The sequence below is a fragment of the Psychrobacillus sp. Z3-81 genome (assembly GCF_056620325.1).
The window spans coordinates 99,519-114,244 of record NZ_JBWQPU010000003.1; the positions used below are offsets into that span (position 1 = coordinate 99,519).

At 42.0% G+C, this 14,726-nt stretch carries 15 protein-coding genes; all 15 read left to right on the top strand.

Going from position 1 to position 14,726, the window contains the following annotated elements; all coding sequences use genetic code 11:
• Nucleotides 1-4: 4 nt before the first annotated feature.
• The gene (gene ffh / locus AC1ECF_RS04510; protein ID WP_480388210.1) at nucleotides 5-1,360 is read left to right on the top strand and encodes a signal recognition particle protein; all 1,356 of its coding nucleotides are present in this window, start codon (nucleotides 5-7) and stop codon (nucleotides 1,358-1,360) included.
• 103 nt (nucleotides 1,361-1,463) lie between these two features.
• On the top strand, nucleotides 1,464-1,736 hold the full coding sequence (rpsP, locus tag AC1ECF_RS04515) for a 30S ribosomal protein S16 (protein WP_480388211.1): 273 nt from the start codon (nucleotides 1,464-1,466) through the stop codon (nucleotides 1,734-1,736).
• Nucleotides 1,737-1,750: 14 nt separating this feature from the next.
• Nucleotides 1,751-1,981: a KH domain-containing protein gene (locus AC1ECF_RS04520; RefSeq protein WP_480388212.1), complete on the top strand. Its 231-nt coding sequence runs from the start codon at nucleotides 1,751-1,753 to the stop codon at nucleotides 1,979-1,981.
• A 145-nt stretch (nucleotides 1,982-2,126) separates the two neighbouring features.
• Entirely contained in the window at nucleotides 2,127-2,642 is a 516-nt protein-coding gene (rimM, locus tag AC1ECF_RS04525) for a ribosome maturation factor RimM (protein ID WP_480388213.1), read from the top strand.
• Nucleotides 2,642-3,367 carry a tRNA (guanosine(37)-N1)-methyltransferase TrmD gene (trmD, locus tag AC1ECF_RS04530; protein WP_480388414.1) on the top strand — a complete coding sequence of 242 codons (726 nt, stop codon included), beginning with the start codon at nucleotides 2,642-2,644 and terminating at the stop codon, nucleotides 3,365-3,367. Before rimM ends, trmD begins: the two co-directional genes overlap by 1 nt.
• Before the next feature lie 137 nt (nucleotides 3,368-3,504).
• Nucleotides 3,505-3,849 carry a 50S ribosomal protein L19 gene (gene rplS / locus AC1ECF_RS04535; RefSeq protein ID WP_480388214.1) on the top strand — a complete coding sequence of 115 codons (345 nt, stop codon included), beginning with the start codon at nucleotides 3,505-3,507 and terminating at the stop codon, nucleotides 3,847-3,849.
• 279 nt (nucleotides 3,850-4,128) lie between these two features.
• Nucleotides 4,129-4,689, top strand: coding sequence for a signal peptidase I (gene lepB / locus AC1ECF_RS04540; RefSeq protein ID WP_480388215.1), 561 nt, complete (start codon nucleotides 4,129-4,131; stop codon nucleotides 4,687-4,689).
• A gap of 115 nt (nucleotides 4,690-4,804) precedes the next feature.
• Nucleotides 4,805-5,659, top strand: a complete 855-nt coding sequence (gene ylqF, locus AC1ECF_RS04545; RefSeq protein ID WP_480388216.1) for a ribosome biogenesis GTPase YlqF — start codon at nucleotides 4,805-4,807, stop codon at nucleotides 5,657-5,659.
• A gap of 103 nt (nucleotides 5,660-5,762) precedes the next feature.
• Nucleotides 5,763-6,542, top strand: coding sequence for a ribonuclease HII (locus AC1ECF_RS04550; RefSeq protein WP_480388217.1), 780 nt, complete (start codon nucleotides 5,763-5,765; stop codon nucleotides 6,540-6,542).
• Entirely contained in the window at nucleotides 6,539-8,338 is a 1,800-nt protein-coding gene (locus tag AC1ECF_RS04555; protein WP_480388218.1) for a hypothetical protein, read from the top strand. Before AC1ECF_RS04550 ends, AC1ECF_RS04555 begins: the two co-directional genes overlap by 4 nt.
• Complete coding sequence (locus AC1ECF_RS04560) at nucleotides 8,335-8,616, top strand: EscU/YscU/HrcU family type III secretion system export apparatus switch protein (protein WP_480388219.1); 282 nt, start codon at nucleotides 8,335-8,337, stop codon at nucleotides 8,614-8,616. The genes AC1ECF_RS04555 and AC1ECF_RS04560 overlap by 4 nt, the downstream gene beginning before the upstream one ends.
• A 771-nt stretch (nucleotides 8,617-9,387) precedes the next feature.
• Complete coding sequence (sucC, locus tag AC1ECF_RS04565; RefSeq protein WP_480388220.1) at nucleotides 9,388-10,548, top strand: ADP-forming succinate--CoA ligase subunit beta; 1,161 nt, start codon at nucleotides 9,388-9,390, stop codon at nucleotides 10,546-10,548.
• 18 nt (nucleotides 10,549-10,566) lie between these two features.
• A complete protein-coding gene (gene sucD, locus AC1ECF_RS04570) occupies nucleotides 10,567-11,469 on the top strand; it encodes a succinate--CoA ligase subunit alpha (RefSeq protein WP_480388221.1) in 903 nt (300 codons plus the stop codon).
• Between the two features lie 171 nt (nucleotides 11,470-11,640).
• Nucleotides 11,641-12,525: a DNA-processing protein DprA gene (gene dprA / locus AC1ECF_RS04575; protein WP_480388222.1), complete on the top strand. Its 885-nt coding sequence runs from the start codon at nucleotides 11,641-11,643 to the stop codon at nucleotides 12,523-12,525.
• A gap of 113 nt (nucleotides 12,526-12,638) precedes the next feature.
• Complete coding sequence (gene topA, locus AC1ECF_RS04580; protein ID WP_480388223.1) at nucleotides 12,639-14,726, top strand: type I DNA topoisomerase; 2,088 nt, start codon at nucleotides 12,639-12,641, stop codon at nucleotides 14,724-14,726.

The window sequence follows — 14,726 nt, forward strand, 5'->3', positions numbered from 1 at the left end:
GTGCATGGCATTTGAAGGATTAGCAGAGCGGCTCCAAGGAACAATTCAGAAAATCAAAGGTAAAGGGAAGATTTCTGAAGCAGACGTAAAAGAAATGATGCGGGAAGTCCGCTATGCACTATTAGAAGCGGACGTTAACTTAAAGGTAGTAAAAGAATTCGTTAAAAACGTATCGGAACGTGCTGTCGGTCAGGAAGTAATGAAAAGCCTAACACCTGGTCAGCAAGTAATTAAAATCGTAAAAGACGAGCTGACAAACTTAATGGGTGGGGAGCAAAGTCAAATTTCCTTCTCTTCCAGACCACCAACCGTTATTATGATGGTCGGTCTACAAGGGGCAGGTAAAACAACCACTACAGGTAAGCTGGCAAACGTACTTCGTAAAAAGTATAATAAAAAGCCTTTATTGATTGCAGCCGATGTATACCGACCAGCTGCAGTTAAACAGCTAGAAACAATTGGTAAACAGCTTTCATTGCCTGTATTCCAAATGGGTACGGACATTTCTCCGGTAGAAATCGTGAAGCAGGGGCTCGAAAAAGCGAAGGAAGATCATAATGATGTCGTAATCATCGATACTGCTGGTCGTCTTCACATTGACGAGGCGCTCATGCAGGAATTAAAGGATATCCGTGCGCTTAAAGAGCCAGATGAAGTATTTTTAGTTGTGGATGCGATGACAGGGCAAGATGCCGTGAACGTAGCGAACAACTTCAACGAATCCATTGGAATCACTGGCGTCGTGCTTACGAAGCTAGATGGTGATACTCGTGGTGGGGCAGCATTATCTATCCGTTCGATCACCCAAAAACCTATTAAATTTGTTGGGATGGGTGAAAAAATGGATGCGCTTGAGCCATTCCATCCAGAACGAATGGCTTCCCGAATTCTAGGGATGGGAGATATGATGTCTCTTATTGAAAAAGCGCAGGCGAATGTGGATGAACAGCGTGCGAAGGAGTTGGAAGAGAAGTTTAGAACCCAATCCTTCACATTTGATGACTTCCTAGAGCAGCTTAGCCAGGTGAAAAAGATGGGGCCATTGGATGAAATCTTAAAGATGCTTCCGGGCGCTGGAAAAATCAAAGGGCTAGAAAATGCAAAAGTAGATGAAAAACAAATGGGCCGAGTAGAAGCGATTATCTATTCGATGACTCCTCAGGAAAAAACTACCCCTGAGATTATTAATGGTCCAAGAAAGAAACGTATCGCCAAAGGTTCTGGTACGTCTATTCAAGATGTAAACCGTCTGCTGAAGCAATTTGATGAAATGAAAAAAATGATGAAGCAAATGACGAACATGACCCAAAAAGGGAAGAAAAAGATGAAAGTGCCTGGTTTTGATTCTCTTTTTAAATAATTTTTTTCAAATAAATAAGGTGTTAAGAAAAAACACTTTACAAACATCTAAAACCTTGATAATATACTATCTTGTGTGAAACTATTCGGAGGTGCAATAAAAAATGGCAGTTAAAATTCGTTTAAAACGTATGGGAGCTAAAAAATCTCCTTTTTATCGTATTGTAGTAGCAGACTCTCGCTCACCACGTGATGGTCGTCAAATTGAAACAGTAGGTACTTACAACCCACTTACTAAACCAGCTGAAGTAAAAATTAACGAAGAATTAGCGTTAAAATGGCTTCAAAATGGTGCAAAACCATCTGATACAGTACGTAACTTGTTCTCTGAGCAAGGAATCATGGAGAAATTCCATAACACAAAATTCGGCAAATAATCGGAGGGTACATTGTGGAGCAGCTGATCGAGACAATCGTAAAACCATTAGTTGATTATCCAGATAGCGTTCAGGTTGGAAAAGAGGAAAGTGTGAACCGTATAGTTTACAAGCTTTCTGTTCATCCTGAAGATATGGGGAAAGTAATTGGCAAACAAGGCCGAGTAGCGAAATCTATTCGAACTATTGTGTACTCAGCAGCAGGCAGTAACCAGAAGAAAATATATGTCGACATTTTAGATTAACTTACAATCTGTAGTTTACAAAAAGGGAGAACAATTTGTTCTTCCTTTTTTGTAGCATAAGAGGGGCAAGCATAGAGAGAATTTACAGTAGGAACGGTCATATTGCCTTCCTTATGCTTCTGCTTTTCAAAGGAGGTTTTGGACGATGGAATGGTTTAACGTAGGAAAAATTGTGAATACCCATGGCATCTGGGGAGAGGTGCGTGTCATCTCTACAACGGATTTCGCTGAAGATCGTTATCAGGTAGGAAATGTGCTGACTCTGTTTAAGTCAGATGGCTCTAAGCCGATGAAAGTAAAGATTGCGAGTCATCGTAAGCATAAAAACTTTGATCTACTTACATTCGAAGGCTACGGGCTTTTGAAGGAAGTAGAGGGATTCCGCGATGCAATCTTAAAGGTTTCGAAAAAGCAGCTTTCTGAATTAGAGGAAAACGAATTTTATTTCCACGAAATTATTGGCTGTACGGTTGTATCAACTGAGGGAGAAACAATCGGTACTGTGACGGAGATTCTTCAAACGGGAGCGAATGATGTGTGGGCAGTTCAGCCAGCAAAGGGTAAAACGCATTATATTCCTTATATCGAAGATGTGGTAAAAGAAGTGGATATCAAGAACCAAAAGATTACGATTGAAGTGTTAGAAGGTCTGCTATCATGATGAAGATCCACATTCTTTCATTGTTCCCAGAAATGTTTACAGGTGTCTTTAACTCTTCCATACTGAAGAAGGCGCAAGAAAAGAATGAGGTATCTATTAACGTAGTGAACTTTCGAGATTATGCAGGGAATAAGCATAACCAAGTCGATGATTACCCATACGGAGGAGGAGCGGGGATGGTATTAAAGCCAGAGCCGATCTTCCATGCAGTAGAGGCACTGCCTCCTAGCAATAAAAGACGTGTCATTCTGTTATGTCCACAAGGAGAGCGCTTTACTCAAAAGAAGGCAGAAGAGCTTGCGAAAGAGGAAGAGCTGATCTTCATCTGTGGACACTATGAGGGGTATGACGAGCGCATTAGGGAGCATCTAATTACAGATGAAATCTCTATTGGAGATTTTGTCCTGACAGGCGGAGAGCTTGCGGCCATGACTGTAGTAGATAGTGTAGTGCGCTTGCTTCCAAACGTCCTAGGAAAAGCAGAATCTCATGAGCAAGATTCTTTTTCTACTGGATTGCTAGAGCACCCACATTATACGCGTCCAGTAGAATTTAGAGGGCATAGAGTGCCAGATGTCTTAATGTCAGGCAACCATGCAAATATTGAAAAGTGGCGTAGAGAGCAGTCCTTGAAGCGGACGCTGGAAAGGCGACCAGATTTGCTGGAGGAAGCAGACCTCTCTGAGGCAGATCGGAAGCTCCTCGATTCTATAAAAGGAAAGTAATTTCAGCGGAATTATTATTGCATACTAGCAAGAGTTATGATATATTTTACTATGTACTTTTATGTGAAGTACTGATTTTGGGTGTTCCGCTGCAACAGCTATGTGTGTAAGAGCATTCTATATAAGGAGAGAAAATGATGCAAAACATTATTTCAGAAATCACAAAAGAACAATTACGTACAGACTTACCTGATTTCCGTCCAGGAGATACAGTACGTGTGAACGTAAAAGTTGTAGAGGGTACTCGTGAGCGTATCCAAATGTACGAAGGTGTTGTAATCAAACGTCGTGGAGGCGGAATCAGCGAAACTTTCACAGTTCGTAAAATCTCCTCTGGTGTTGGTGTAGAGCGTACTTTCCCAGTACACACACCAAAAATTGCAAGCCTAGAAGTTGTACGTCGTGGTAAAGTACGTCGTGCTAAATTGTACTACCTACGTGACCTACGTGGTAAAGCTGCTCGTATTAAAGAGCGTCGCTAATAAGAAAAGTAAATGTTGTAGTGAAGGTGGCGACACTTTTGCTACAGCATTTTTATTTTCTCTAGTAGCTAGATTTCTAAACGTGTGTCTCCATTTAAATATACATAATGAGAACGAAAGAGAGTACTACCTCTTTCCTCGTTTTCTGTATTCATTCAAATTTTTCTTCTCTCGCATAAAAAGAGGGATGTTGGGAAGTTATAAAAGAAAGGGTATTTCCTTTTGCCACCATACCATTTTCCCTGTACAATGAAGATAGTAACTAAAGGGGGCAAGTAAATGGAACAAGTAAAAAAAGAGAAAAATGAATTATGGGAATGGTCAAAAGCATTGCTGATTGCATTTGGGTTAGCTGCGATAATTCGCCTCTTTTTATTTACCCCTATCGTAGTAGACGGAGAATCCATGATGCCTACATTAGAGAATGGGGATCGGATGGTCGTTAATAAGATAGGATATAAGATAGGAGAGCCTGATAGATTTGATATCGTTGTTTTCCATGCACCAGAGCAAAAAAATTATATCAAACGTGTAATTGGTCTTCCAGGAGATCATATCGAGTATAAAAACGATCAGCTTTTTATCAATGGTAAGCCTGTTGATGAGCCATACCTTGACCAATACAAAAAAGAAATAGATGAAGGAACACTTACAGAGGACTTTACGCTTGAAGAAAAGGTGAACATGGAAGAGATTCCAGAAGGCTATGTGTTTGTTATGGGCGATAACCGTCGCTATAGTAAGGACAGCCGTCTAATAGGTCTCATTGCAATCGATGAGATTATTGGAAGCACGAACTTTGTATTCTGGCCAATTGAAGATTTTGGCACAGTTAAATAATTAGAGTGTAAGGGACGCTTGGCACAGCTTCAAGCGTTCAATGAAAATAAATGACGAAACTACTGACAAACTTAGTATCGCTAAGTTTGTTGTTTGTTTAAGAGGAGGGGCACGGGTGACAATTCAATGGTTTCCAGGACATATGGCAAAGGCAAGAAGAGAGGTTACGGAAAACCTCAAGCTAGTTGATATCATTTTTGAGCTAGTTGATGCTCGCTTACCACTTTCCTCTAGAAATCCGATGATTGACGATGTCATCAATCAAAAGACACGCTTGCTCATTTTAAACAAGATGGATATGGCGGATGATATGCAAACAAAGAAATGGATTGCCTATTTCGAGGAGAAGGGCCTGCCTACGGTTGCAGTAAACTCTTTGGAGGGAAAAGGTCTCCAAACTATTTTTAAGGCTGCTAAAGAGCTTCTAAAGCCGAAATGGGACCGTATGAAGGATAGAGGCATGAAGCCAAGGGCAATTAGGGCAATGATAGTAGGAATTCCAAATGTAGGGAAATCAACGCTTATCAACCGATTTGCCAAGAAAAACATTGCCAAGACGGGGAATACACCAGGGGTGACGAAGCGTCAGCAATGGATCAAGGTAGAAAAAGAAATAGAATTGCTAGACACTCCAGGTATACTTTGGCCGAAGTTCGAGGATCCGGAGGCAGGCTATAAGCTGGCACTTACCGGTGCTATCAAGGATGCTGTCGTAAACATGGAGGACCTAGCAGTATATGGCCTACGCTTCCTTGCTTCTCACTATCCAAATCGCATGAAAGAAAGATATGGTATTGAAGCGGTAAGTGAGGACTTGGTAGAAACGTTCGATCATATCGGCAAGCTGAGAAGATGCTATGCTGGTGGCGGCGAAATAGATTATGACCAAGTGGCGGAGTTAATTGTCAGAGATATACGAAGCCAGCATTTGGGTCGACTGACATTTGATTTTGTGGAAGATAATGCTTGACTTAGGGGTGTCCAAAAAGGGCACCCCTTTTCCATCGTTTCTCTCTATTTTGGAGGAAATCAACCGATACATAAAATAAGCAATTAGATAAAGTGGTGAAAAAATGAACATTCAAGAGATAAAAAGTAAACTAGCAATGACACAAACTATGGAGCCATGGATAGAGGAGTTAGAACGGGATCAAAGAGCGGGTGTCCAAAAGCTGCTGGTAAGCTGGAAAAAGAAGCAGGAGCAGCTATTAGAGGTTAAGCGCCAGCATGAAGAAAAAGTACGCTTTGATCGAAGCTTTACGAAGAGTCCGTTAGACCTAGTAGCAGGGGTGGATGAGGCTGGACGTGGACCGTTAGCCGGTCCAGTAGTAACAGCAGCAGTGGTTCTCGGAGAAAACACAGACGCCTTGATAGGTTTAAATGACTCGAAGCAGATTTCAAAGGAGAAAAGAGAAGAGCTAGCGAAAATAATAAAAGATACGGCACTGAGCTACTCCATTCATTTTCAATCTGTTGAAAATATCGATCGATTAAATATTTATGAAGCAACGAGGCTATCCATGATGGAAGCAGTAAACGCCTTGGAAGCAAGGCCACAGGTTGTGCTAGTAGATGCTATGAAGCTACCAATTGATATAGAGACACATTCTATTATCAAGGGAGACGCCCAGAGCTTAGCGATTGCCGCTGCTTCTATCCTAGCTAAGACGGCAAGAGATGCGTATATGGAAAAGTTACATGAGGAGTATCCACAGTATTTATTCCACCAGCATGCGGGTTATGGAACAAAGGAGCATGTGAATAAAATCATGGAATATGGTCCTTCTATCCATCATCGGAAAACATTTGAGCCAATTAAATCACTACTACAAAAGAGCGAGGTGAATGTATGAGCTATTCTTCCTTTTCGACGATTACCGGAAACCAGCCTTCTGCTATCCAACCAAATGGTCCGATGGCAATGAAGGAAGGACAGGTTGTGCATGGGACGATTAAGCAGCTCTTTCCAAACCAAACGGCGGAGGTGCAAATCGGTGGTCAAAAAGTAATTGCCAAGCTGGAAGCACCCTTAAAAGCAGGAGACGCTCATTTTTTTCAAGTGACAAAAGGAGCGCCGGAGCTTCAATTAAAGGTAGTGACAGGGCCGCTTGAACAAGGGAAGGGAATTGTTCAACAGGCTCAGCAGCTGATTCAGGCGATGGGGCTGAATAAATCAATGGAGCTTCAGGCTGCAGCCCAATTTTTCTTAAAAGAACAACTGCCGATTTCGAAGGAAATCCTGCTTCAGGCTGAGCAGCTAATGAAAAACCTTCCACAAGGAGCCTCTCTGAAGGCGGGACTTGAAGCAATCCAAAAAATGATGGAGCTCAAGCTACCTTTAACGGAGCAGATGCTGCAGACACTGGTAAGCGGTAAATCTACGAAAGGGATGCTGCCTTTGATTCAGCAGCTAAACAATGCAATTCAACAGGATAATAGCATCCCTGCTGTCATGAAACATACGATGCAGGACAGCTTAGTAAGACTGCAGGAGCCATTTCGATTTCCTCAGGCAGGGGCTTTATTAGGAAATCAGCTTGCTACCATGCTGGATGAGCAAACACCTGTTGCAGACAGACTGCAGATTATGCAGGCCTTGAAAGAGGCAGGGATTCTTCCGAGCAATTCGACGTTGAACTCTGTAGTGCTTGGAGAAGGAGCTGCTATTAAGGGGACGGCTGGGGAAGTGCTGCAAACAAAGAACGTGGAATTCGTTCGGAGCTGGGTGGAGAATCAATCGCTTCTTACCTCTTCCCAAAAAGAGACGCTATTAGCCTCGCTTAAGGGAGATAGTAACAATATACAGCAGCAATTAATCAAAGCCTTTTCGGCCCTTAGTCAACAAGCGATCTTTGAGAAAGATGAAGCTGGGTTTACGCCGAAGGACCATCTTTTGAGTTTGCTTGGTAAAGGGGAAACAAGAGAAGCGATGCAGCAGTCGCTAACTCAAATCGCTCAGTTAGGTAGAACGCAAGCATTTTCTGCAGGGAACCAAGCTGCGGAGCAATTGATCGTGCAGCAATTAGATGGGAAAGCAATGGAGCATGCGATGAAGGAGGTGCTTCGTTCGCTTGGATTTAGCTACGAAGGGAAGCTTTCAGGAGCCGGCGATAACGTAAGGCAGTTATCTGCCCAGCTTAAGCCGCAGCTAGTCGAATTACTGCAACAGCCACAAATCTCTTCTGCAATAAGAGAGATAGCGGAGGGTTTATTGCATCGAATGAACGGTCTTCAGCTTCTTTCTGCCGAAAACGGGGCACAGCATCAGCTTCTCATGCAGCTGCCATTAGAGTTAATGGGAAAGAAAATGGATGCAACATTAGAATGGAATGGAAGGATGAAAGAGGATGGGAAAATCGACTCCGACTATGCCCGTATCTTGTTTTATTTGCAGCTGGAATCTTTACAGGAAACTGTTGTTGATATGCAAGTGCAAAATAGAGTGGTGACGATTACGTTATTTAACGAGCTTCCTCAATTACAAGCCATGGTGGACCCACTAAAGGATCAGTTGAAGGCAGGGCTCGCTAGCCTTGATTACAAGCTATCAGGTGTCTTCGTGAAAGGTTTTCAAGAACAGCAGCTATCCTCCAAATGGAAGCAAAAATCAGTTGGGTTAGAAAACCAGGGAGTCGATATACGAATATGAGTGACGAAAAATTCAAACGAAAAGAAGCGGTCGCCTTAACCTATAAGCCAGGCGTAGATGCTCCCACAGTAGTTGCAAAGGGCAAGGGAAAAATAGCCGAAAACATTCTAGCGAAGGCAAGCGAGCACCAAGTCCCTATCCAGGAGGATCCCAGTTTGGTCGAGCTACTGGGAGGCCTAGATATCAATCAATCCATCCCGGAGGAGCTCTACCAGGCAGTAGCGGAGGTATTTGCTTTTATCTATCGCGTCGACAAAGGATTATCAGATCGGAAGTGAGCTCCCTGGGAATATAGGGAGCTTTTATTTGTTGTTACTTCTAAAGGGGGGCGATTCCAATATGGAGTGGCAAGTCGACCGAGAGTAAAGCGCGTCTGAGCGAGAGTAAACTGCTCCCGAGTGAGAGTAAACAGGCTGAATGAGAATAAAAGATCCTTAACCGAGAGTAACCTCCCCGCGAGTGAGAGTAATCGACAGCTAACCGAGAGTAAATATCCCTCAAGTGAGAGTAACCGAAATTAATAGAAAGTGGGGTTGGTCGAGTGAGAGTAACTGGTGTCCGAGCGAGAGTAAACTGCTCCCGAGTGAGAGTAAACAGGCTGAATGAGAATAAAAGACCTTCAACCGAGAGTAACCTCCCCGCGAGTGAGAGTAACTGGTGGCTGAGCGAGAGTAAACTGCTCCCGAGTGAGAGTAAACAGGATGAATGAGAATAAAAGATCCTTAACCGAGAGTAACCTCCCCGCGAGTGAGAGTAATAAGTGGCTAACCGAGAGTAATCCCCCCGCGACCGAGAGTAACCGCAAGCCCCCTGAGAGTAACCGTAACCCTACCCCAACTCCACATCAACTATCCAATACCACCAATTATCCCTTCCCTAACCCAGTATATTCCAAAAGCTCTTCCGCCCCTAAAATAATCCATAATATACTATAATGTGCGAATATTCTTTGATTTGGAGAATTATCATACTTTTGTGGACAAGATGTGACAGCTCTAATACAATAATAAAGTAGTATAAATGTTTGACATTTGATGGGAGGATGTAAAATGAATATCCATGAATATCAAGGAAAACAACTCCTAAGACAGTATGGGGTAGCAGTTTCGAATGGAATTGTTGCTTTTTCTCCGGAAGAAGCAGTAAAATCTGCAAAAGAGTTGGGCTCTAAGGTTATCGTTGTAAAAGCGCAAATTCACGCAGGTGGACGTGGAAAAGCGGGCGGAGTAAAAATCGCTAAAAATCTAGACGAAGTACGTGAATATGCGAAAGAGCTTCTAGGGAAAGTTCTTGTTACTCACCAAACTGGTCCTGAAGGTAAAGAAGTAAAGCGCTTACTTATTGAAGAAGGAAGCGACATTAAGAAGGAATATTATGTAGGACTAGTGTTAGACCGTGCAACTTCTCGTGTGACATTAATGGGCTCTGAAGAGGGCGGAATGGACATTGAAGAAGTAGCGGCAAATACACCTGAGAAAATTTTCTACGAGGAAATTGACCCGGTTGTTGGACTTACAGGGTTCCAAGCACGTCGTATGGCTTTTAATATGAATATTCCAGCTAAGCTTGTCAACAAAGCTGCGAAATTCATGCTAGGGTTATATCAAGTGTATAAAGAAAAGGATGCGTCCATCGTAGAGATTAACCCGTTAGTAGTAACAGGTGACGACAACGTATTGGCGTTAGATGCAAAATTCAACTTCGATAGCAATGCCCTATATCGTCATAAGGACATCTTAGAATTACGTGACTATGATGAAGAGGATCCAAAGGAAATCGAAGCTTCTAAATATGATTTAAGCTATATTTCCTTAGATGGAAATATCGGCTGTATGGTTAATGGTGCCGGTCTTGCGATGGCAACTATGGACACAATCAGCTATTATGGCGGCTCGCCTGCGAACTTCCTTGACGTTGGGGGCGGTGCAACAGCAGAAAAAGTGACAGAAGCATTCAAGATTATTCTAGCTGATCCAAATGTAAAAGGTATTTTCGTAAACATTTTCGGTGGAATTATGAAATGTGACGTTATTGCAGAGGGTGTTATTACAGCAGCAAAAGAAGTAGGACTTCAAGTGCCACTAGTTGTTCGTTTAGAAGGAACGAATGTGGATCTTGGAAAGAAACTACTGAATGAATCAGGCTTAAACATTGTTGCAGCAGACTCCATGGCAGACGGTGCTCAAAAAATCGTTAATCTTGTAGGATAAGAAAGGCAGGGACATAGAATGAGCGTATATATTAATAAAGATACAAAAGTAATTGTTCAAGGAATTACGGGCTCAACTGCTCTTTTCCATACAAAACAAATGCTGGAATATGGTACAAAAATTGTTGCCGGTGTAACTCCAGGAAAAGGCGGCACAGAAGTGGAAGGCGTTCCTGTATTTAACACAGTAGCGGATGCTGTAAAAGCAACTGGCGCAAACGTTTCTGTTATCTATGTACCAGCACCATTTGCAGCTGATGCAATTATGGAAGCCGTTGATGCTGAGCTTGATATGACCATCTGTATTACTGAGCATATCCCAGTGTTAGATATGGTGAATGTAAAACGCTATATGGAAGGTAAGAAAACACGTTTAGTGGGACCAAACTGCCCAGGTGTTATCACTGCGGATGAATGTAAAATTGGTATCATGCCAGGATACATTCATACAAAAGGCCATGTTGGCGTAGTTTCACGTTCTGGTACTTTAACGTATGAGGCTGTTCATCAATTAACACAAGCGGGAATTGGCCAAACAACTGCTGTTGGTATCGGTGGAGACCCAGTAAACGGTACGAACTTCATTGATGTATTAAAAGAATTTAATGAAGATGAAGACACTTATGCAGTAGTAATGATTGGGGAAATCGGTGGTACTGCAGAAGAAGAGGCTGCTGAGTGGATCAAAGCGAACATGAAGAAGCCGGTTGTAGGATTCATCGGTGGACAAACTGCACCTCCTGGAAAGCGTATGGGTCATGCTGGAGCTATCATCTCTGGTGGACAAGGTACAGCGGAAGGAAAAATCAAAGCGATGAAGGATGCAGGCATGAAGGTTGCTGCTACTCCATCCGTTATTGGTGAAACGTTAATTGAAGCAATTAAAGAAGCTGGAATCTATGACGCTTGTAAAACACATTAATAGATTATTCTAGAAAGAAAATAGGCTACTATTAGTAATAGCAGCTGCAACAAAGGGTATCCAAAGCATGAAGTATTGGATACCCTTTTTAAAAGTGACGATTCCAGTTTTCATTCATTTACTCCCGCTCTTATGCTGCTTACAAGTACTTCAATATTTAGGAGGTAATCAATGGAAGAATTATATAGAAGAAACTTGTTAGCCCTACATTATGTATTCCCTGCACCTCTTCATCAAATATTTCCTCTCATCAAACTTACCGCGAATCTTTCTGAATATAATGAAATAACTCCTAATATGATTTCCACCATTTGTCATGTTTCCTCTGCTCGAGCATCGAATATCCTAAGTCTTTGGAAGAAGTATCAGATAGTCCCTCTGGAAGATATGTATCAAGCTCATCAAATTACCCCTATTCTTTTTACAGATCCTCTATACCCAAAAAGTTTATTAAGCCTGTATGACCCACCCGCAGTAGTTTATATAAGAGGAAACAGTGAGATACTTAAAAATAAGAAGAAAGTCGCTATCATAGGTTCTCGAAAAGCTACCAGTTATTCCTCAGAAAGTATGAAACTTCTTCTCCCTCCTTTAATAAAAAATGATTATATTATTGTCAGTGGTTTGGCTAAGGGGGCAGATACGATGGCTCACCGAACAACCATTGAGTTATCAGGTCAAACGATTGCTGTCCTTGGGGCGGGCTTCCAGCATATATATCCGAAGGAGAATACGGAATTGGCTAGAATCATGTCGACCCATCATTTGCTGCTAACTGAATATCCCCCATATGTACCACCTAAAAAGTGGAATTTTCCTAAGAGGAATCGAATTATTAGTGGTTTGTCACAAGGTGTCGTTATTACAGAGGCAGAGTTGAAAAGTGGTACAGTTTCTACCATGGAGCATGCGCTAGAAAATGGAAAAGAAATTTTTGCGGTACCTGGACCTATTTTTTCTCCTCTGTCATTAGGACCAAATCACTTGATTCTAGAAGGGGCAAAGCCAATTTGGGATGGGAATCAAATACTAGAAGAATTAGAAAATATAAAATAAAAAAATGGATAAGAAATGAAAAGTCTTGCATTTCTCGAAAAACTGTTATACATTTTGCAACAGGTATTTGTTTTGAGTATGAAGCGAGTTACCTTCTATAAGGAGGCAAATCTATGTCAGATTATTTAGTGATAGTGGAATCACCTGCAAAAGCAAAAACAATAGAAAGATATCTTGGGAAGAAGTATAAAGTAAAAGCTTCTATTGGTCATATTATCGACCTCCCTAAAAGCCAAATGGCTGTTGATGTAGAAAATAACTATGAGCCTAGATATATTACAATTCGAGGAAAAGGTCCAATACTTCAAGATTTAAAGAGTGCCGCTAAAAAAGCGAAAAAAGTCTATCTAGCGGCCGACCCCGATAGAGAAGGGGAAGCGATTGCTTGGCATTTGGCGAAGGCATTGAATGTAGAACTAGACTCAGATTGCCGAGTTGTTTTTAATGAGATAACGAAGGATGCGATTGTGGAATCCTTTAAGCACCCAAGACCTATTGATATGGACCTAGTAGATGCTCAGCAAGCAAGAAGAGTACTAGACCGATTGGTGGGCTATAACATTAGCCCAATCTTGTGGAAAAAAGTGAAGAAGGGTCTGTCCGCTGGTCGTGTTCAATCGGTGGCCTTGCGCTTAATTATCGATCGTGAACGTGAGATAGAACAATTTGTTCCAGAAGAGTACTGGTCCATTGAAGGGAAATTCGAAAAGGATAAAAAACCCTTTGATGCAATGTTCTTTGGAAAAGACAAGGAAAAAACAACGCTAGCAAATGAAGAAGAGGTAAATGCAGTCCTAAAGCTGATGAAAGGAAATGACTTTGAGGTAACGAACGTAGTGAAGAAGGAAAGAAAGCGTAATCCAGCTCCATCCTTTACTACCTCATCCCTTCAGCAAGAGGCAGCACGGAAGCTGAACTTTCGAGCTAGAAAGACCATGATGCTAGCACAGCAGCTTTATGAAGGAATCGACCTTGGGAAAAAAGAAGGTACTGTCGGGTTAATCACCTATATGCGTACTGACTCCACAAGGATTTCTGAAACTGCCAAGGCGGATGCCGAAAGCTTTATTCAAATGCAGTATGGACAAGAGTTCGTGGCAGTTAAGAAAGCAGATAAGAAAGCAGATAAGCAAGCAAAAAATGCTCAGGATGCGCATGAAGCAGTTAGACCGACGAGTGTTACTAGAACACCGGATTCCTTGAAAAACATCCTATCTAGGGATTTATATCGTTTATACAAGCTTATTTGGGAGCGTTTTATTGCAAGTCAGATGGCACCTGCTACCTTAGACACAGTAGCTGTGGATTTGAAAAGTGGAGATGCTATTTTCAGAGCAAACGGCTCTCAAGTAAAGTTCCCTGGTTTTATGAAGGTGTACGTAGAGGGAACGGATGACCAAAAGGATGACAAGGATAAGCTATTGCCAAAACTTGAGGTTGGAGACAAGGTGGAGGCTTTAGAGGTGTTACCTAAGCAACATTTTACACAGCCACCTCCAAGATATTCTGAGGCTAGATTAGTAAAGACGCTAGAAGAGCTAGGTATCGGTAGACCATCTACTTATGCGCCTACCTTGGATACGATCCAAAAAAGAGGATATGTGACACTAGAAGCAAAACGATTTGTTCCTACTGAGCTAGGGACCATCATCCATGAGCTAGTACTGGAGTTCTTCCCAAACATACTAAATATCGAGTTCACTGCCCAAATGGAGCGGGACTTAGATAGTATTGAAGAAGGAGCAGTCCAATGGAGAGATGTTATCGATGGCTTCTATAAGGACTTTGAGAAGCATTTAAAACATGCGGATGTCGCAATGGAAAAGATCGAAATTAAAGATGAGCCGACTGGAGAGGACTGTGAGCAATGTGGTTCTCCGATGGTATATAAGCTAGGTAGATATGGGAAATTTATGGCTTGCAGTAACTTCCCGGATTGCAGAAACACAAAAGCGATTGTGAAAGAAATCGGTGTTACTTGTCCAACCTGTAAGGAAGGACAGATTGTGGAGAGAAAAAGTAAGACGAAGCGCGTCTTCTTTGGCTGTAATCGATATCCAGATTGCGATTTCGTTTCTTGGGATAAGCCAATCAATAGACCGTGTCCTAAGTGTAATGAAATGCTCGTAGAGAAAAAGCTGAAAAAAGGAATACAAATACAATGTGTTGCGTGTGACTATAAAGAAGATCCGCAAAGTTAG

What these genes read in the sequence shown, in the direction of transcription:
- rpsP (WP_480388211.1), top strand. Translation starts at nt 1,464, where the DNA reads ATGGCAGTTAAAATTCGTTTAAAACGTATGGGAGCTAAAAAATCTCCT.
- rimM (WP_480388213.1), top strand. Translation starts at nt 2,127, where the DNA reads ATGGAATGGTTTAACGTAGGAAAAATTGTGAATACCCATGGCATCTGG.
- topA (WP_480388223.1), top strand. Translation starts at nt 12,639, where the DNA reads ATGTCAGATTATTTAGTGATAGTGGAATCACCTGCAAAAGCAAAAACA.
- AC1ECF_RS04555 (WP_480388218.1), top strand. Translation starts at nt 6,539, where the DNA reads ATGAGCTATTCTTCCTTTTCGACGATTACCGGAAACCAGCCTTCTGCT.
- AC1ECF_RS04550 (WP_480388217.1), top strand. Translation starts at nt 5,763, where the DNA reads ATGAACATTCAAGAGATAAAAAGTAAACTAGCAATGACACAAACTATG.
- sucC (WP_480388220.1), top strand. Translation starts at nt 9,388, where the DNA reads ATGAATATCCATGAATATCAAGGAAAACAACTCCTAAGACAGTATGGG.
- lepB (WP_480388215.1), top strand. Translation starts at nt 4,129, where the DNA reads ATGGAACAAGTAAAAAAAGAGAAAAATGAATTATGGGAATGGTCAAAA.
- sucD (WP_480388221.1), top strand. Translation starts at nt 10,567, where the DNA reads ATGAGCGTATATATTAATAAAGATACAAAAGTAATTGTTCAAGGAATT.
- trmD (WP_480388414.1), top strand. Translation starts at nt 2,642, where the DNA reads ATGAAGATCCACATTCTTTCATTGTTCCCAGAAATGTTTACAGGTGTC.
- AC1ECF_RS04560 (WP_480388219.1), top strand. Translation starts at nt 8,335, where the DNA reads ATGAGTGACGAAAAATTCAAACGAAAAGAAGCGGTCGCCTTAACCTAT.
- dprA (WP_480388222.1), top strand. Translation starts at nt 11,641, where the DNA reads ATGGAAGAATTATATAGAAGAAACTTGTTAGCCCTACATTATGTATTC.
- rplS (WP_480388214.1), top strand. Translation starts at nt 3,505, where the DNA reads ATGCAAAACATTATTTCAGAAATCACAAAAGAACAATTACGTACAGAC.
- ffh (WP_480388210.1), top strand. Translation starts at nt 5, where the DNA reads ATGGCATTTGAAGGATTAGCAGAGCGGCTCCAAGGAACAATTCAGAAA.